The following is a 17,437-nucleotide window of genomic DNA, read 5'->3' as shown; positions in this document are numbered from 1 at the left end:
TTCGGCGAGAGCGCAACTCTCGTTGTCCTACGGCGGCGGTTTTCGCCCCTGTTTACCGCCTGTCGTGATGTTCTGACGTGGCATCTTACACCCATCACCGTGGATTGGGCTTACTACAGGTGTAAGCGGAGTCTGTGGATTTGACATCTCTTACAGACCTTCTTGTTCGAGTTGGATTCGGAGTACTCGCACGCCCGCCGCTTCCCATCGTCAGTGATCGTCTAGGTGGCCTGTGGCCGTGCCGGCTCCCTTAGACACACTAATCCACCGCCCAGGTAGACCAGAAACGTGTAATAGACTTCGTTAACGTCCTGTCCGACAGCGGGCTGTCCATCCATGTCCAGTACTGCCCAAGAGCTGGATGTGAAAGTGTCCAAAGTCGGTAGGCACCAGAAAGACACCCTCCGTAGGGAGCAGTATCGAGGTCTGTATAGCGTTCATAGCAATCCAATTTAGTATTGCCCGGAACAGCCGGGTATGCGAGACGTAACATACCCGCAACTGTGGGCTGCCGTCCGAGCTGCACGGAAAGCTGGACAGACACTTCAGTCCGTTAAACCGGCCGCCAATCAGTTTCAGGTGAAAGATAACGGCGATATCGTCACTGAGGCTGACCGCACGGTTGAGGAGGCGATACTAGCGGAGCTAAGTGGGCAGTTCCCCGACCACACTGTCGTCTCCGAGGAGAGTGCTCCGGAGTTCACTACAAAACCCCGCTGGATCATTGACCCAATTGATGGCACGACGAACTTCCTCAACGGCATTCCTCATTATTCCGTTTCTATTGCCTTCGAGGGGGCTGGTGAACCTGATGTCGGGGTTGTCTATCATGTCCCCTCAGAGACGATGTACACTGCCATTGAGGGTGACGGCGCATATGCCAATGGCCAGCCGTTGTCGCTGTCGGAAACGACTGAAGTGTCCGAAGCCCTCATCGTCACAGGGTTCGACGCGGCGTCGATGCAGGCACAGGAGTACGACCACTTTCGCGCCATCCTTGAGGTGACACAGGGTGTCAGGAGGTTTGGATCGGCGGCCGGCGAATTAGCGATGGTTGCTGCCGGCCAGTTTGATGCGTTCTTTGAGCGGCAACTCTCTGTCTGGGATACCGCGGCGGGGGTCAAAATCGTAGAGGAGGCTGGCGGCGAGGTGACCCGCATCAAGGCTCTTGACGGAAAGAACAGCGAGATGGTCCTGGCCTCGAACAGAGTCATCCATCAGGACCTCGTTGCACTGGTGTCGGCTGGGACCGTCCCTGAGGTGGACGGGCAGTAGGGGCGAGGTGGGATAATTAGTCACTCGTCATGACCACATTCGTTTAAATACCCACCTTTGTAGATATATAGCTACGTATATCATAATATTATAAGATCTTTTTTATATACTTCTAATCCTTTCGGGTGATGACACGGAACAGCACCGCATCGCAGGGTGAGGCTCAACAGACGCGGCGACGGTTCATCACCGCTGCAGGTGCGGCAGGGGCGACGGCACTTGCCGGGTGTATCGGCGACTCAAGTGGCGGGTCCGGGGCACAGACGATCACACTCGCTGTGTCTAGCGGTGATGGGGAGTTGATCAAGCGATTGCTCAAGAACCACGTCGAACCAGAGGTTGGCGTGACGACCGAGACGACGATTCTCCCGAACGCGAACCTCTTCGAGAAGTTGTCGACGATGTTCCAGAGCGAAAAGGCGACCTATGACATCGTCGCCATGGACGACCCGTGGATGCCACAGTTTGCACAGCATCTCGCGCCGATCCGAGACCACGTTGACTCGCTGCCAACCGATCAGATTATTCAGCAGACTCTCGATATCGGGACCTGGCCGACGCCTGGTGAAGCAGTTCCACCGAACGCACAGGATGCCGAACCGGAACTGAAGGCACTGTGTGCGGTCGGGAACTCACACATCTTCGTTGTTAACGAGCGGTTGTATTCAGAGGTCGGTGAGGAGTTGCCTGAGACGTGGGAGGATGTCTACCGCGCTGGACAGAAGATTTCTGAGCAGGTCGACGGTGCAGAAGGGTACGCCATGCGTGGCAAGAGCGGGAACCCCATCATGTCCTCGTATTTCAGCGTCGGCATGAGCATGGCTGGGAATATGTTTGACGAGAACTGGGGCTACGACTGGGCCGATGACAGCGGTATCGAGGCAGCTTCCTTCTTCCTCAACGATCTTGGCTCCATCAGCCCGGACGGGGTCGCCTCTTTCGACAACAGTCAAGTGCTCTCGGGATTAGCTGATGGGAGTATTGCTGCGGCCCCGCAGTGGCCCTCGGGAACCTCGCTCCTGTTGAACGAGGACAAGGCGACCGAGTACGACAACATCACGTTCCTGCCGGTCCCAGAAGGCAAGGAGCGAGCGGCTCCCGTCCAAGGGAACTGGTTGCTGGGCATCAACAGCTACGCCGATTCGGGGACGAAAAGCGCCGCTGGGGACGTGCTCCAGTCGTTCGTCTCGAAGCAGGCCCAGAAGCAGTACGTTGACCTCGGTGGCGTACCGTTCCGCCACGATACATTTGAGGAGAACATGGACGCACAGCCGTGGTTCGAGGCTCTATATGGCAGCCTCCAGAACGCAAAACCACGGCCCCGGACACCACTGTGGAGCGAGATTGAGACCGCACAGGGGCAGCCACTGAACGCCGCGCTCGTCGACGATATGTCCGTCGAGGAGGCGATGGCTGAATCCGAATCACAGATTGAATCGATTCTTGATGAGAATGGCTACTGAATCGGATCAGGACAGCCAATAGCCATGTCGCTTCAATCCAATACAGCTGTCGGCGGCCACTACGAGAGTGCATTGCTGTGGGTTGAGGACCACCTCCGGTGGATACTGACACTTCCGGCACTCGCTGTGCTTGCGGCGTTTTTCGTGTATCCAGTCGGTCGCGCGCTGGTGCTTTCACTGTACCAGTTTGATACGGCCGGCCGGCATTTCGTCGGCCTCGGGAACTACGTGGCGATACTGACGGCGGGCGCATTCTGGCAATCGCTGTGGATCACAGCGAAGTTCATGTTCTTCGCCGTCTCGTTCGAGGTCGGCCTAGGAATCGCCATCGCGTTCGTTCTTAACAGCAAAGTCCGGTTCCGGGGTCTGGTCCAGACTATTGGCCTCGTCCCGTTAGTCATCTCGCCGACTGTCGTCGCGCTGCTGTGGCAGTTGCTGTATCAGAACGGCGGTGTCCTCGATTCACTGGTCGCCCCGCTGACGAACGGTCCGGTCCCGTGGCTGAGCGACCCCTCCATCGCGCTGTATGCGCTCGTCCTCCCCGATGTCTGGCAGATGACGCCGCTAGTGACGCTCATCGTGCTGGCCGGCCTCCAGTCGGTCCCTGACCATGTCCAAGAAGCGGCGATGATGGACGGTGCTGGGCGGATGCGGCGACTTATCGACGTGACGCTGCCGTACATCAAGGAACTCATCGTACTGGTCCTCATTCTCCGGATCGTCGGGACGATGCGCGTGTTTGCGAAGGTGTTCGTCCTCACCCGAGGTGGCCCGGCAAAGTCAACGGAGGTCATCAGCATGGCGATGTACCGGGAGGCGTTCAGCTACGGGAACTACGGCCGGGCGTCGACGATGGCGCTGCTCCTGTTGCTCATCGCCTTGGCGATCACCTACGCCTTCGCGACGGTGTCAGAGGTGGAGTTCTGAGATGGCGACCGACACACAACTGAACCGGGACATCGGCAGAACACTCCTTGCTGGTGTCGAGCGTATCCACGAAACCCTCGACAGCTACGGGCTCGTCCCGACCGTGACGAACGGCATCGCCCTGTTGTTCGTCGTCTGGACGCTGTTTCCGGTGTACTGGATGGTATCCGGGTCGCTCCGGACCCGGAGCGACCTGCTCGCGACGCCGCCGAAACTGGTCTCGACCGCGCTCACGGTTGGGAACTATCCGGAACTGTTCGTCCAGCGCCCGGCGTTCTACGAGTTCCTGTTTAACAGCGCCGTCGTGACGGTCGGCTCGACAGCCCTCGCAGTGCTGCTTGGGACCGCCGCGACCTACGGGTTCGTGAACTACGAGTTCCCGTACAACCTAGGGCGGTTTCACCTGCCCTTCCTCGTGTTGACGACGCGCTTTCTGCCGCCCATCGTGACGGTCATCCCGTTGTACGTCATCTTCGACACCGCGGGCCTGCTCAACACGCGGCTGGGCCTCATGCTCGCCTACGCGGCGTTCAACATCCCCTTCGTCGTCTGGATGCTGAAGGGCTTTTTCGCCGAACTGCCGGACAGCATTGTTGAAGCCGCTGTTCTCGATGGGCATACGGAACTCGGCGCGTTCTTCAAGATTGTGCTACCGATGGTGCGCCCGGGGCTGATCGCGGCGACCATCTTCACCGTCATCAACGCCTGGAACGAGTTGTTGTTTGCGGTCATTCTCACAAGCAACACTAATGCACAGACCCTCCCGGTCGCGCTCGCGACGTTCAAGACGGCCTATGCGATCCAGTGGGAGCTGCTGACCGTGGCGGGGACGATTGCGATGGCCCCCGTTTTGCTGTTCGCGTTCCTCGTCCGGGAGAAACTGCTCCGTGGGTTCACGATGGGGGCGGTCCGATGACGACGACACGGCACCGAGTACAGTCAATAACTAGCGACAAGCGGAGGGAACACTAATGGTACGCGTACGCTACGACGACGTGACGAAACGGTACGGCAATGAGATTGGTGCGAAAGACATCGACATCACCATAGACGACGGCGAGTTTGCCGTGTTGCTCGGCCCCAGCGGCTGTGGCAAGACGACAACACTGCGCTGTCTCGCGGGACTTACCGATCCCACCGAGGGTGAGATCCGCATTGATGGGACGGATATCACTGACAAGCATCCGAAAAACCGTGACATCGCGATGGTGTTCCAGGAGCTCGCCCTGTACCCGCATATGGATGTCGCAGCGAACATTGGCTACCCGCTCAAAGTCGAAGGCGTCGACAAGGCGACTAGGCGGGAGCGAGTCGAAGAGGTCGCTGAGACACTCGATATCGGCGAGCTACTCGACCGCGAGACAGACGAACTTAGCGGCGGTCAGCGCCAGCGGGTCGCCATCGGACGAGCGATCATTCGTCGTCCGAGCGTATTCCTGATGGACGAACCGCTGGCGAGCCTCGACGCGAAACTGAAAGTCGAGATGCGAAACGAGATCAAGAAGCTCCAACGGGAACTGGGCATCACGACATTGTACGTCACCCACGATCAGGAGGAGGCGATGACGCTGGGAGACACGCTCATCGTGATGAATGACGGGACCGTCCAGCAGGTCGGGACGCCAACCGAGGTGTACCACGACCCAGCAAACCAGTTCGTTGCCGGCTTCATCGGCAGCCCAAGCATGAATTTCCTGCAGGTCCGCCGCGAGGCGGTCGGCTCACAGCGAGTCGTGGCTGCCGACGACGCTACGTTTTCCTTCAGTGTCACGGGACTACCCACCGCTGTCGACGATACCGAACCGTTCGTTCTTGGCGTCCGGCCCCAGTACTTCTCGGTTCACCAGTCACCCGTTGACGGCGCAGCGAAAGCCGAGGTCACAGTAACGGAACCGATGGGTGATGAGCAATTGCTTACGGTCCAGCTCGCCGGTGACAGTAAAGAACTCGCAGTTCGGGCTCCGTTTGATGTGGCTGTTTCACGGGGCGACACCATCTGGCTGGGCGTCTCTGCTGACAGTGCCTACGTGTTTAACGCCGAGACAGGGGCGCGAATTCGACAGACTGAGGCGTCTCCCGACGCCGCGGTCCCAACCGGTAGCCGGCCATAAGATGAGGCGACATAACGCCGACAGAACTCGGCCTACTGAGGATAGCATCGCACAAACGAACGAGAGGCTCCAGACACCGCAATGGTAGATAACACGGACAACAGGCGACAGACGACGGATGAACAGGTCGTTGACGACGACTACCTGACGAGTCGGCGTACAGTGCTGCAGACGGCTGGTCTCGCGGTTGGTAGTACGGTACTCGGAGAGACAATAATGACGCAGATAGCAACAGCAGACAGTTCGTTCGAGACGAAGACGTGGCAGACGGACACCGTCCCCGAAACACCGGTTCGGGAACTGAGCTTCCCCGGGACTCATCATGCTGCAATGGTGACCAACCAGCCAGACTCGCCAGAGTACTACGACTGCCAAACTAGGGATGTCTACACGCAGCTCTCGGACGGAATCCGGTTTCTGGATGTGCGCGTCGAGTCACAGGGCGATGGAGATGAAACCGTCTTCTACGGTCATCACGCCGACGAGACCGGACAGTCCCTCGACGAGACAGTGTTCCCACAGATTGCTCAGTATCTTTCGGAGGCCGACGATGCCGGGGCCTCGGAGCTGGTCTTGCTCAAGCTCTCGCATTTCCATGATTCCGGGCCGTTTAGCGACGATGCATTCGAGGCCGACGATTGGGAGGCGCTATCGTCACTCTTGACCGACACGTTCGGGGAATACGTGTTCGACCTCGGCGCGGCGAGCAGCGCCGACGCCCTCCTTGATACGACGCTCTCGGAGTTCGACGGACCGAAGATAGCGATCTTCCATCGGACGGTCACGGACCACGACAGCCTGGTGTCGCTGCCCGATTTCACCGCGCAATGGGGCGACTGGGTGGCGAGTTCCTATCCAGACACAGCTACACCGGGGAACGTGTTGGCAAACGGCATCAGGACCGACCACACCGAGACGGACCGCCTCGGTGAAACCCAGTGGATCATCCGCGCGCCGACGGATCTCTACAGCGGCGCACAGCAGACGAACGCGATGTTATCCCTGTACGAGCAAGTTGTTAACGTCGCTCCCGAACTGAATCCGAACCTCATCCGTGTCGACTACTACGAAACATCTGACATCGTCCAGGTGTGCCGCCGACTGAGTGTCGCCGGGCTCGACGGAACAGCGAGTGACACCCTCCCGATTTCAGAAGGTGTCTACTCGATCCACTCGGCAGAGACGGACAAGGTCATTGAAATCACGGATGGGGATACCGCCGACGGCGCGAGCGCGGTTGAGGCCGACTGGACCGAGAGCGATAACCAGCGATTCAACGTCAAGCAGACTGACGACGGCACGTACCGACTCGAAGCAGTACACAGCGGCAAGGTGCTCGATGTGGAAAGCGAAGGGACCGAAGACGCGGTCGACATCATTCAGTGGCCCTGGACCGGGAATGCGAACCAGTGGTGGTACGCTGTATCAGTCGAAGACGACCGCTACGCGTTCATTAACAAGCATAGTGGTCGCGTACTCGACGGCGAACAACCCGGCGAAAACGTCCACCAGTGGCACTGGGAAGGGGACCCGAATCAGGAGTGGACGCTCCATAGTCGGTGACGGTCGTTGTAGAAGCACAGGGAGAAGGTGGGCAGTTGGGCTGGCGACCTATCTGACAGCGGTGTCAGCACTGTCAGCGTTGTGGACGCTGGCTTTCATCTTTTGCTTGGCCACGGTCAGGATGTGTGGCTTCCCAGGCCGGAAGTTGACGAGTCCATGCTCAGAGCAGTTATCGATGTCAACACAGTCCTTGTGGGCGTCCCCATCGACGATGGTGAATCGTTGAACGTCACGCATGACACGGCCAGCTGTCTTGGAGTACGACCGTGGCTTGAGTTTGATCGTCTTACACCCGGGTGTAAGATCGAAGCCAGAAGTAGAAGGGCCAAAGCTACCATTTCTTACGATTTAGGCTCATTCGAGAGCTTTGGGTGTAAGAGGGGTTGGTCAGTTCCGGAGTTGGCCACACATCTTACACCTGTAGTAAGATCAAAACGGTGCGAGGATGTACGAGACAGGACCGCTTCGGACCGCTTGCGGGATACGCACTTACACCTAACCAAACAAACAAAACAACAAACACCGAACCAACTTCGGCTAAAGCTCAACTAGAGTTGTATTGTGGAGGGGGCTTTGTTCCTTGCTTCCGGTCAGAAGTGGCGTTCCGGCGCTGGGTCTTACACCCGTCACTCCTGTCTGAGCTTACTACAGGTGTAAGCGGAGTCTGTGAATCTGACATTTCTTACAGCCCTTCCTGTTGGAGATGGATTCGAAGTACTCGCACGCCGTCGCCGTTCTTATCCGTCTTGACTTTCCGCGGTGAGTCCGCTGCCAGCTCGACAATCTTGTCAAACACATCGCCGACCTGTTTCGACTGGAGGTCCTCGTTCCTGACCAACTCCAGCTTCTCACGGACTTCTGGGCCTTTCAGCGTGATCCGGCGGCCAAAGGAGTCCTCGACTGCGGTTCCCCACTCCCCGGCGTGCAGGAGAACTTCACGTGCCCGCTCGTGAACAGCATAGACACGGTCGGTAACGTCCTCGGGACCATTCGCAATCATCCGCTGAATCTTATCCTGTCCAGCTACGTCGGCATCGTCAAGGTCAACACCGGACGCATCAGCAAGCTCGTTGATTTTCCGGTTGATCTGACTGTCCTGGCGAGATCGTGTTTTCTGTTCGTTGATGAGGTCCTCCCGGAGGTCGGCAATGGTCTCGCCGTCGCTCAGGTTAGCAAGCTGTGCCAGCAATGGTGGATTCTCTTCAGCGTACAGGCTGGCAGTATATTCTGAGCCAACGACCACGTCATCAAGATCGAATACCGGCTGCTGGACGATCTCCAACGTGTCTTCTAGTTCCTCGCGGCGCTGTCGTTCCTCTTCGAGTTGACCGTCGAGGTGCTCGATGTGGGCCTGTTGCTCTTTGAGCATTGCATACAGTTGCTCATTCAAGACCGACTCATCGCTGTCTTCGACGCTACCGTAAGGTGACTCAGTACTCATCGGGCCACCCCCGCTTGCGGACTCTCCCGAGCGCATCGAGTAGTACCCACTCGGCGTCGGCGTTCTCTTGATCCGCGACGAGATCGGCAATCTCGACGACGCGGTCGACGGTGGCGTCGGACTTACTCGCCATCGTTGTCCTCCTGGTCGCGTGGTCGAAGGTGCACGACGACGGTGCCCAGCTGGATGCGATATTGAACCTCGGTCACCCGGTAGTGGTCACTGTCCCACGTGACGGTCTCGCCTTCGCGGGGAATCGCAGCGCCGTAGTGCTCGATCGTCTCGGTGAAACTTTCGGGCGTGTCGGGTTTCTCGACGAGTTCGAGGCGGGTCATGCTGAGCCCCCCGTCGAGTCTTCGGGCACGTTGAAGCCGTTCTCGCGCAGGACATCGGCGGGCGAGCGCCCGGATTGGCCGTGGTTCCCGCGTGGGTCGGGGTCGTCGTTGACGGTGGCGGCACAGACACGACAGAGGCCATAGCGGTCCCGGTCGGTGTCATCGGCGACGCGGAAGGCCTCGTTGTCAGTGCTGACATCACACAGTGGCGTCGGGTCCTCCCGGGTCGCCTCGGGGGCTGGATGGTGGACTGTGGCGTCGTTCCACCGGGATCTGGGCATGACGTAGTATCCGGCGTCGGGATCGGGCGTCATGCACTCTCACCACCGTGGCAGTGATGTGGGCAGACGGTGGTGTTGAGTCGAAGCCCGCGAGCGTGGCCGTACTCAGCGCTGTTGCTGACAGTGACCCGACGGCGATACTCGGTACACAGCGCTTCGTTGCGAGCGCGTGTGATCGAGACCGTGGCGTTTTCGAGCGGGCGGCCATCGAGAGAGGCCGGGCGATGCCTGCTCATGCTGGGCCTCCGCTGACGGTCTGGCAGTACTCGCCTGGCTTCGCGCGTGCGTTTGGTCGTGGTGTCTGTCTGGGCCAATGCGAGCCGGGCTGCGCAGGCGTCTAATCGCGCCTGTGTGTGGCTACGCTCGTAGCCCGGCGGGTCGAGGACGGCCCGGCAGTACTCGACGACAGCGGCGTCGGTGTCAGCGTTGGTCAGCAGGCGCTTTGCGGCTCGGAGACGACGCTCCTGTCGTTCCTGTGCGGTATCGTTTTGTGGTTTGGTTGTCTCGGTCATAGTGCCGTACGCGACCGGGTCAGCGGGGCCCCAGCCCCGGTGGCTCGATTTTAGTAGCCGATTACTCCCCGACAAGTCGCGCATACTCGGTGATGTACCATCACAAGCACTTAGTGCTTTGCATAGATTAATGCAAATATGGGATTGAAAGTCGTAGAATGCATTTACTGCACGAGTTCCGGAACATTCGGTGGGAATAAGCGCCAAGTTACCGACGGTAGAGATATGCCCCCAGAGGCCCGTCGGAAACTGGTCTTGGAATTTGTCGTTCATCACGATATACCACTGCCGCCACTCGCCATCTGGGCTGGCTTGAACCGCCAACACCGAGTTACATTCTCGTATCGAACGATGCAAAATATTTTGAGCGACCTCGTGGATGATGGTGACTTGTTCAAAGTGGATACAGAGGAACTCCGTGACGGCGAAATTTCGAAGATTGAGGGCGACAGCTCCTCTCGACGAGCATACTACTTTGCAACGGAACAGGGCATAGAGCGAGTTGAGAATGAGATAGACGACAACTAACTCTATTTTTTCGTAGATAGACGAAATCACTAAGTGGCCGGAAGCCGTGATTATCGAGTAGGAACAGACGCGCCGCTGGGCGATTTCGTGTTTTCGAGAACACGAATCGCGCCGGGTGCTGGTACACCAGGCGCGTCGGTTCCTTCCGAAACCATGAGTAAGTCTGCATCGCCGACTAGTAAATCTGTCGGCACGACTGACGCACATCCACAGGAACGTACCGCCCGCGAACTGCTCACGCAGGGCCGCCCCTTGTTCTTGGGCGTCGACGGTGAAGGCGCAGCCCACTACTGGGACAGCTACGAGTTCGCCGTGGCCGTTGTCGCGACCGACGGCGACGCCGAGAAAGTCGCACTCGCCGAGACGCCCTTTGAAACACTCGCACAGTGGTGCGAGTACACGAACAACGAACGCGGCTGGGAGATCGGCCCGCACGTCGGCGGGTCGCTCGTCGATGATCTCGCCCGGGGGCTGGACGCATGAGCAAGAGCGTTCGCTGTACGGTTGAGAACCGCCAGCGTGTCCAGCGTGCCGCTCGTGCGCTCCGGGAGACCGTCCCGACCGTGCTGGTCGAGACGACGCCGCCGGTGCGTTCGGAACACGACGCGTGGACGCTCGACGCCGTGCTTCGAGACACCGACGGCGTGCCGCCCGAAGTGCTTCGTGAGCTGGCACTGGCTGACCTGACGCTGCAGCCGACGCCCTCCCAAGCCGGGCATCAACACCTCGTTGCGACGGCCCTGAAAGACCTCGCCACTGGCCTGTGCCTGTCGATGCTGTGCACGAACATCTGGTTGGTCGTCGGATTCGGTATCTGGAGGCTGCTCGTCGACGGACTGCTGTTCGGTACTCATGATCGGGAAACCCCTCACCCAGTGGGGAGTCAAAAAAACTAGCCAGTAGCCGTCTCTACGTACCGTTCCTGAATGTGGATTATTTCGTCACTTGACAGAATGTAAGGCAACTCAAGCTGTGATCGAGATATAAGCTCGCAAATTGTATCTCTCCTTCGACGGATCATCTCATGGGCGTTTTCGTTATTCTCTACAGAAACGAATATGACGGTATAGCCCTGTTTTCGGGGACTACGAATTGTTTGAATGGAAATCCCAATTCATCGGCCATAACTTGAAGTGCATTTACCGGTCCATTTTCGGTTGATATTTCTACACCAGCTATCAGCGATTCATCACAGGCTATAGTTGATCGATCTGATTTTCTATACTTTCTCTCTTGATTAGTCTTGCTCATTTGGTGATATTTCAATACATACTGGTGGGTAGACATGTCTGCCCCACCGAACTTCTCTTGTTGTTTTTTGAAGAACTCTCCAATTCGGATTCCCTTATCTGAGGGGAGTCTACAGGGCTCTGTCATTGTTTCATTCTCAGAAGGCTCACTAGTTTCGTTTCTAACAGTGCTGGTGCTATCGAAACATACCCCAGAGGATGGTTCTTATCAAACATTCGTCAAGGGATGTGGGATTATAGGATGCATACGTTACACTGGTTAAGGGGTGGGGCTTTCGCAATACTTACCCACTCGTCAGGGTAGAGGGGGAGGTAGAACAGGCTTTCAGTTTCAAGCTTCTGGGTCGGTCGCTACTTTTCTTGGCCAGCAAGCGAGGTTTGGACCGTTATCGGAACAGGATCAGGCCCAGCGTGATCGGTTAGGCTGGTAACGAAATGATTCTGAGTCGACAGTTGCTATTAGGGATAATAGCTTGAATCAAAGTGTGAAAATGTTCTGTCTCAATCATCAGGCGATGTATTCTCGTTCCCACTAAATTCGATTGTAGGCAAGACTGTGAGACCTCTGAAAAGCACATAGAGACTGGCGGTGAGGATTCCGGTTCGGGTAGAAGCGAGTTCAATCGTCTCAATTGTCGAATTAAATGTACTGTGTGACTGAAGAACCATAGAGAGCCCCGCAATTGTAAACCAAATGACAACGGGTACTGCCAGTACAACTGCTTCGCGAACAAATTCCTGTGTTGTCGGAGTTAGATTATTCTGCGTAGTGTGGATGGTACGAGAAAGCGCAACGCTCCGTAATAAGACGAACAAGATAGCGATAGCTGTTCCTGACAGAATGACGCCTTCGCGAACATAGTCGCCGACATAGACGAAAAACGCAATCTCATTGATGCCATTGATTACAGCACCAATTGTATACGAGATAAATAAGATGGAACCGATTCTAAGACTTTCTATCAAGAGGGATCGAACATCTATTGAGGACATACTCGCGTTACCTCCCGGAAATGACATGGGTGTTTTGCTTTCTGAATGACAATCAATACGCACATCCACTGTGCAGTTGTTGTCCTCAAATCAGGTAAAGTGTGACGAAGAGAGTGGGAACTGTGTTTCCCACTCCGGTTTATGTTTCCTGCCAGCAAGGAAACCGCGGCAATGCTCTTCCTCACGCATGAGGTAAGCGTTCTGGCTGTTCGTACGCGAAAAGAAGCAAACGACACACATCAGAGCGTATTTTCTGGATAACCGGTTTCGAACAGTCAGATCAGACTGCCTGGTCGACAAGTTCGTGCACCCAGTCAGGAGCGTCGAAGTCTACTGCGACGCCGTCCCACGCTGCAACGACTTCGTAGCCACCTATCCGTTCGATTTCGAGCCGCCAGCGGCGCGTATCGTCCTCGGCCTTGGGTTCGACTTCGAACTCCGCAGTGTCGTCGCCGGTTGCACCAAGGTACTGGACGGCGAGTTCAGTCCCATCATGCAGTTCGACCGTCTGGGCCTCTGTTGCGGCCATATACAACCAGATACGGGAGACTGGCTATTAAAATGGGTTTTACTTCCGGAGTGAGGATGTGGTAACCAACATTTGGTGATGAGAGTGGAAGTGTGTTAGTTAGTCAGAACCCGTTATTCGATCAGTACAAGCGGTTCATGACTCTGCCATATCACCGATAGTGCCAGCCATGCCAAGAAGCATGAGTCCATAGCCAGCAAGTCCAGCGGGGATTGATGCTTGGAGAAGCAGATACCCAGTAAATGCGCCAAGACCTCCGATAATACCCCCTCGCTTCCTCGATGACCGGGTGGACTTACCACGAGACAGAGAGAGCCACTGTTGTTTGTGTGCCAAAATCATCGACGTTACTGCACCGTAGAGTGGAAGAAGCGAGACCATGATCAGGTGGTCCGATGTGGCGAACTCTGCTGCAAGAACTGTGACTACTAATCCAACACCTAGTGAAATGGTGTATCGGAGGGCGGGACGCATAGATTAACTTACAACTACCAGAAATAAGTACGATACGAAATCTGAACACGAAATTCGCACGCTTACTGAACGGGCGTTTCACCTCTACAACTGAACAAAGAAACCGCAGTGGCAACTACTGATAAGCCGGTGGAATTCACTGCTTCACAGCACGTTTGACGTTGTAAACAACACACATCAGAGCGATTTCTCAGAACTCTCGGAACACCAGGAACACCCTCGCACGACGAAGCCGAGCGAGCGCTTCACAGCCGAATTGACGGTCTCAGTCATAGAAGACTGCTACAGACCGTTGCTATCCGTATTAGTCCGGTAAATATGACTCTGTAGAGTTAGGCGGTATGGACGACATCCACGTCAGCCAGTTCCAGAAGGGGCTCTTTGTCGAAATAGTTCTTGTTGTGAGTGATGAACGTGGCACCTTCGTTGTACGCGGTGGCGAGGTTCAGCAGGTCGACGGTGTCGAGAGAGCTGCCCTGCGACTGAAGGCGGTCCTGAAGATACGCGGCTTCGAGGGCCGCGTCGTCGGAGAAGTTCAGTATCCGGTCAAAATCAGATTGCAATCGCTGCTGTGCCTGCATCATCTTCTGTCGAGAGTCTTGGGCCTTGTACGACTCCCAGGCGACCAGTGACGGTATCGTCCACTCTTCGCCCCGATACTGTTTCAGGTGGTCGATGACCGCCTGATTCGATTCGACGAGTTTGACGAGTATATCTCGGTCGACAACAATCATTCGGTACGGCGCTCCAGCGATTCGTTCAGTTCTTCATGGGCTTCTTTCGTCTTCTTGGCGAAGTCGTCGCCACCAAGTTTACTGAGTGAGTCGGCTATGGCTTCAACATCTTTCTCGCTCCGGCTGAGACGGTCCAGCAGGTCGTTGAAGCTTTCGTCGTCCCGCTTCAGGTCACGCAGGCGTTCTTTCACCTCGTCGGTGACGCGGATAGTACTCATATGTATACGTTGTGTACAAGAGGTTGGTATCTGTTTCGGTGACTGAGAGAATTAGTCCGCTGTGTGGTGAGAACCGGACACACTCTGTCGCCCGGCCAGATGTACCGACCATCGCGATAGCGAATAGAACCTGCGCATAACAACCGACACTCAAACCGCCTCAGTCGGCAGCAGCAACTCCACGTCTGATTCCACGTCAGCATCCGTTGTGACATACTCGCCATGGCGGTTCTCACCGGTGTAGGACACAAGATCGTACGCTCGAAGCTTCCGTACCTTCACTCGCCGCTGGCTGTCATTCACTGGCGTCAGCTCATGATCTTCATACACTGCGTCTGCGACGGCCTGGCCGAGACAGCGATACTGCTACTTTTTTGCTGAGTTGCATGCGTTGCGGTGGTTCCTGAGCTTACCCGCTGACGGACCGCGACCCCGCGCCGGGGCTTGTCAGAGGTAGGTCCCACGACGGCGCGAGTGTGTATTCATAGTTGATGAGCGACGGGTATGTAAACCCCCTTTGGACTTCTGGAGTGCGGACTCGCTAACCAATACGCGGTGGCAGCACCGGCCAACTGTTGGTTAGCCAGAACCGGTTATTCGATCAGTACAGGGTGTCTAATCTGCGATTTATTTCCGCTCAAGCAACCGGTCAGAGCGGTGGAGAGATATATTGAAAACTGCTGTAACACCGATTGTCAAGACAGAGAACAAGCACAGCAACTGTGCACCTAACATAGACGTTTGTCGTGTGACCGACTACGGACGTACCTCCTCAGCAATCGCAATTTCACCAGCGGAATAATACACCCACGCACAAATAAGGACGATACCGACTGCTGCCCGTACAACCCATATCTCGATGGATTGCGCAAGCGATATATTTGCAATTTCTACAATGAAAAGCGAGGGGAGCGTCAACTCTGGATTCTGCGAGAAGGGCTGTTGAGTTAGTGTTAAGAGTGCCACCCCTCCGAAGTGGACGCCAATTGGCAACGACAGTTGTCCGCTCAATATGTAGGCTGTTCCGAATAGAAAACCCCCGACAAGGCTAGTGAGCACGGCAGACAATCCACCACCTAATAAATGCCAAATCCCGAATATCGGAGTGCTTGCAACGAGTGCAAGCATGACTGCTGTTCTTTTCCCTACAGACCGTTTTACGAGACCCTCTGCGGCATTCTGAATGAATATTGTCCTAAATACAATCTCTTCGAATACGTTATTTGAGAGAGAGAACACCAGCAGCGCAGCGACGACAAGAACTCCGAGGGGTATCGAATCAACTCCAACACCAGTCAGGTCTGTGCGAAGAGTTGCATATCCTCTCGCTACCTGATAGAGAACTGTACAGATCAAAGCGCTTACGCCGATTATTGTTCCGGCGAGGAAGTCCACTACCCACTGTGTAGACCAAGCGAATCCATAACTGGTGAGTGGACGGTTATCAAGCCGTGAGGCGACGGCGAGTGCAACGAGTCCGCTTGCAATCATGAGTGTAGCTGTTAGGATGAGCGGAGTCAGCGTCTGAAGGACGACACTCGTTCTAGAACCGTTCCCAATAACTGATTGGAATGCTATCCTCATTACGATCCGGCCGCCCAGATAAGTTACAAGAGCGGCGAATACCGGAATAACGACCCGCCAAGTGGCCCGTAGCCGCGTATCCTCTGAGCCATACAGAAGTCGATGGATGAAGTCTGTTATCCCTGAACCCACAGAAATATTTTCTGACACATTCACCCAATTTCATGTCTATGCATTAATGATTTTGACTCATTGCCACAATTCGACACGGCGTTCGTTTAGTCCCAACGGTGAGTGTGCACCAACCTTTCTGCCCCTACCCTCACAACATACTCAACTCGCAAATGTACTGAACAGGCGTTTCCTCGCTAGGACTGCCCAAAGAACCCAGATTGGCAACGGCTGGTCAGAGCGTATTACCGACACAAGTGATTTCAAACAGTCAGACTGCCCGGTCAACGAGTTCGTGCACCCAATCAGGAGCATCGAGGTCAGCTGCAACGCCGTGCTCCCACGCCTCGACGATCTTGTAGCTGCCAGTCCGTTGGATTTCGAGCCGCCAGCGGCGCGTATCGTCCTCGGCTTTGGGCTCGACTTCGAACTCCGCAGTATCGTCGCCGGTTGCACCAAGGTATGGACGGCGAGTTCAGTCCCATCATGCAGTTCGACCGTCTGGGCCCCTGTTGCGGCCATATACAACCGAATCCGGGCGACTGGCTATTAAAACAGGCTTGTACTTCCGGAGTGAGGACTCGCTAACCAACACGCGGTGGTGAGAGTGGGAAGTGTTGGTTAGTCAGATACCGTCATGAGCGGCCATTCTCCCACTGATATTAGTCAGTACAGAGTATGTAGCCACCACAGCATGTCCGATGATTTCTTGAAGTATTTTCTGACTCCGCTGTTAGAACCTGTCTGCATACCTTCCACCTGTTTGAAGTGTACTCAGTGTGTTCCAAAAGGTAGAATTTGGGAATTATGACTCACCGCTATTCGCGCCGGAGCCTGCTTCAACTCGCTGGACTTACTGCAGTATCACTTCTTGGTGGCTGTTCACTTTTTGAACCAAAAGGTATCGAATTGGGACCTATTCTTGTCAGAAATGGCTATTCAATTCCACTGAATGTCTGAGTGGAGCTTTCCCGTGACGGGGAACTTCTTTTAGAGGAAACTGTTTTAGTCGCTGCCCACGAGGTGGAGAAAGTTGAAGCGACGTGGACAAGCACTCCTGGGAAATACAGACTCCGCTATGCGGCTCATGGCCCGGATGTTGAACTCG

The 17,437-nt window shown here is 55.9% G+C and carries 20 protein-coding genes and 2 pseudogenes; 9 read left to right on the top strand and 13 right to left on the bottom strand.

The annotated features are described in order from the left end of the window. Positions 1–477 precede the first annotated feature (477 nt). The 6 genes from IEY38_RS20740 to IEY38_RS20715 all read left to right on the top strand — a co-directional run bounded on the left by IEY38_RS20740 (position 478) and on the right by IEY38_RS20715 (position 7,339). The gene (locus tag IEY38_RS20740) at positions 478–1,275 is read left to right on the top strand and encodes an inositol monophosphatase family protein (protein ID WP_188980902.1); all 798 of its coding nucleotides are present in this window, start codon (positions 478–480) and stop codon (positions 1,273–1,275) included. A 128-nt stretch (positions 1,276–1,403) separates the two neighbouring features. Continuing rightward, the gene (locus IEY38_RS20735) at positions 1,404–2,738 is read left to right on the top strand and encodes an extracellular solute-binding protein (RefSeq protein WP_188980900.1); all 1,335 of its coding nucleotides are present in this window, start codon (positions 1,404–1,406) and stop codon (positions 2,736–2,738) included. Between the two features lie 24 nt (positions 2,739–2,762). After that, complete coding sequence (locus IEY38_RS20730; RefSeq protein ID WP_188980898.1) at positions 2,763–3,665, top strand: carbohydrate ABC transporter permease; 903 nt, start codon at positions 2,763–2,765, stop codon at positions 3,663–3,665. Between the two features lies 1 nt (position 3,666). Further along, on the top strand, positions 3,667–4,581 hold the full coding sequence (locus tag IEY38_RS20725) for a carbohydrate ABC transporter permease (protein WP_188980896.1): 915 nt from the start codon (positions 3,667–3,669) through the stop codon (positions 4,579–4,581). Positions 4,582–4,636: 55 nt separating this feature from the next. Continuing rightward, on the top strand, positions 4,637–5,776 hold the full coding sequence (locus tag IEY38_RS20720) for an ABC transporter ATP-binding protein (RefSeq protein ID WP_188980894.1): 1,140 nt from the start codon (positions 4,637–4,639) through the stop codon (positions 5,774–5,776). Positions 5,777–5,857: 81 nt separating this feature from the next. Further along, positions 5,858–7,339: an RICIN domain-containing protein gene (locus IEY38_RS20715; protein WP_188980892.1), complete on the top strand. Its 1,482-nt coding sequence runs from the start codon at positions 5,858–5,860 to the stop codon at positions 7,337–7,339. A gap of 48 nt (positions 7,340–7,387) precedes the next feature. Here the strand turns inward: IEY38_RS20715 and IEY38_RS20710 are convergent, their stop codons facing one another. The 6 genes from IEY38_RS20710 to IEY38_RS21505 form a co-directional block, all read right to left on the bottom strand. Continuing rightward, positions 7,388–7,576 (bottom strand): hypothetical protein, encoded by a 189-nt coding sequence (locus IEY38_RS20710; RefSeq protein WP_229775415.1) that lies wholly within the window; start codon positions 7,574–7,576, stop codon positions 7,388–7,390. A gap of 445 nt (positions 7,577–8,021) precedes the next feature. After that, on the bottom strand, positions 8,022–8,780 hold the full coding sequence (locus IEY38_RS20705) for a hypothetical protein (protein ID WP_188980890.1): 759 nt from the start codon (positions 8,778–8,780) through the stop codon (positions 8,022–8,024). Continuing rightward, on the bottom strand, positions 8,770–8,913 hold the full coding sequence (locus tag IEY38_RS20700; RefSeq protein ID WP_188980889.1) for a hypothetical protein: 144 nt from the start codon (positions 8,911–8,913) through the stop codon (positions 8,770–8,772). Before IEY38_RS20700 ends, IEY38_RS20705 begins: the two co-directional genes overlap by 11 nt. After that, complete coding sequence (locus tag IEY38_RS20695) at positions 8,903–9,115, bottom strand: hypothetical protein (protein WP_188980887.1); 213 nt, start codon at positions 9,113–9,115, stop codon at positions 8,903–8,905. The genes IEY38_RS20700 and IEY38_RS20695 overlap by 11 nt, the downstream gene beginning before the upstream one ends. Beyond that, on the bottom strand, positions 9,112–9,429 hold the full coding sequence (locus tag IEY38_RS20690; RefSeq protein ID WP_188980885.1) for a hypothetical protein: 318 nt from the start codon (positions 9,427–9,429) through the stop codon (positions 9,112–9,114). The genes IEY38_RS20695 and IEY38_RS20690 overlap by 4 nt, the downstream gene beginning before the upstream one ends. Next, the gene (locus IEY38_RS21505) at positions 9,426–9,908 is read right to left on the bottom strand and encodes a hypothetical protein (RefSeq protein WP_229775414.1); all 483 of its coding nucleotides are present in this window, start codon (positions 9,906–9,908) and stop codon (positions 9,426–9,428) included. Before IEY38_RS21505 ends, IEY38_RS20690 begins: the two co-directional genes overlap by 4 nt. Positions 9,909–10,046: 138 nt before the next feature. Here IEY38_RS21505 and IEY38_RS20680 point away from each other — a divergent pair, with 138 nt between their 5' ends. From IEY38_RS20680 to IEY38_RS20670, 3 genes and pseudogenes are all read left to right on the top strand, one after another. Continuing rightward, entirely contained in the window at positions 10,047–10,436 is a 390-nt protein-coding gene (locus tag IEY38_RS20680; protein ID WP_229775413.1) for a hypothetical protein, read from the top strand. Between the two features lie 153 nt (positions 10,437–10,589). After that, positions 10,590–10,919 (top strand): hypothetical protein, encoded by a 330-nt coding sequence (locus tag IEY38_RS20675; RefSeq protein ID WP_188980883.1) that lies wholly within the window; start codon positions 10,590–10,592, stop codon positions 10,917–10,919. Continuing rightward, positions 10,916–11,176, top strand: a pseudogene (locus IEY38_RS20670) (hypothetical protein); the annotation flags it as partial. The gene IEY38_RS20675 and the pseudogene IEY38_RS20670, both read left to right, overlap by 4 nt. Positions 11,177–11,480: 304 nt before the next feature. On the opposite strand, the gene IEY38_RS20665 reads toward IEY38_RS20670, so the two are convergent. From IEY38_RS20665 to IEY38_RS20635, 7 genes and pseudogenes are all read right to left on the bottom strand, one after another. Next, positions 11,481–11,813, bottom strand: a complete 333-nt coding sequence (locus tag IEY38_RS20665; protein ID WP_188980881.1) for a hypothetical protein — start codon at positions 11,811–11,813, stop codon at positions 11,481–11,483. Between the two features lie 374 nt (positions 11,814–12,187). Further along, positions 12,188–12,679, bottom strand: coding sequence for a hypothetical protein (locus IEY38_RS20660; protein WP_188980880.1), 492 nt, complete (start codon positions 12,677–12,679; stop codon positions 12,188–12,190). A gap of 280 nt (positions 12,680–12,959) precedes the next feature. Then, entirely contained in the window at positions 12,960–13,208 is a 249-nt protein-coding gene (locus IEY38_RS20655; RefSeq protein WP_188980878.1) for a hypothetical protein, read from the bottom strand. Between the two features lie 664 nt (positions 13,209–13,872). Then, positions 13,873–13,964 (bottom strand): annotated as a pseudogene (locus IEY38_RS20650) (IS5/IS1182 family transposase); the annotation flags it as partial. Positions 13,965–14,014: 50 nt separating this feature from the next. After that, on the bottom strand, positions 14,015–14,416 hold the full coding sequence (locus tag IEY38_RS20645; RefSeq protein WP_188980876.1) for a type II toxin-antitoxin system VapC family toxin: 402 nt from the start codon (positions 14,414–14,416) through the stop codon (positions 14,015–14,017). Further along, entirely contained in the window at positions 14,413–14,634 is a 222-nt protein-coding gene (locus tag IEY38_RS20640; protein ID WP_188980873.1) for a DUF7557 family protein, read from the bottom strand. The genes IEY38_RS20645 and IEY38_RS20640 overlap by 4 nt, the downstream gene beginning before the upstream one ends. 756 nt (positions 14,635–15,390) lie before the next feature. Then, the gene (locus tag IEY38_RS20635) at positions 15,391–16,368 is read right to left on the bottom strand and encodes a CPBP family intramembrane glutamic endopeptidase (protein ID WP_188980871.1); all 978 of its coding nucleotides are present in this window, start codon (positions 16,366–16,368) and stop codon (positions 15,391–15,393) included. Between the last annotated feature and the right edge of the window lie 1,069 nt (positions 16,369–17,437).

Source organism: Haloarcula sebkhae, from assembly GCF_014647415.1.
Classification (GTDB): Archaea; Halobacteriota; Halobacteria; order Halobacteriales; family Haloarculaceae; genus Haloarcula; species Haloarcula sebkhae.
The sequence above is the reverse complement of the archived record's forward strand: the minus strand, read 5'-3'. Positions and strand labels throughout refer to the sequence as shown.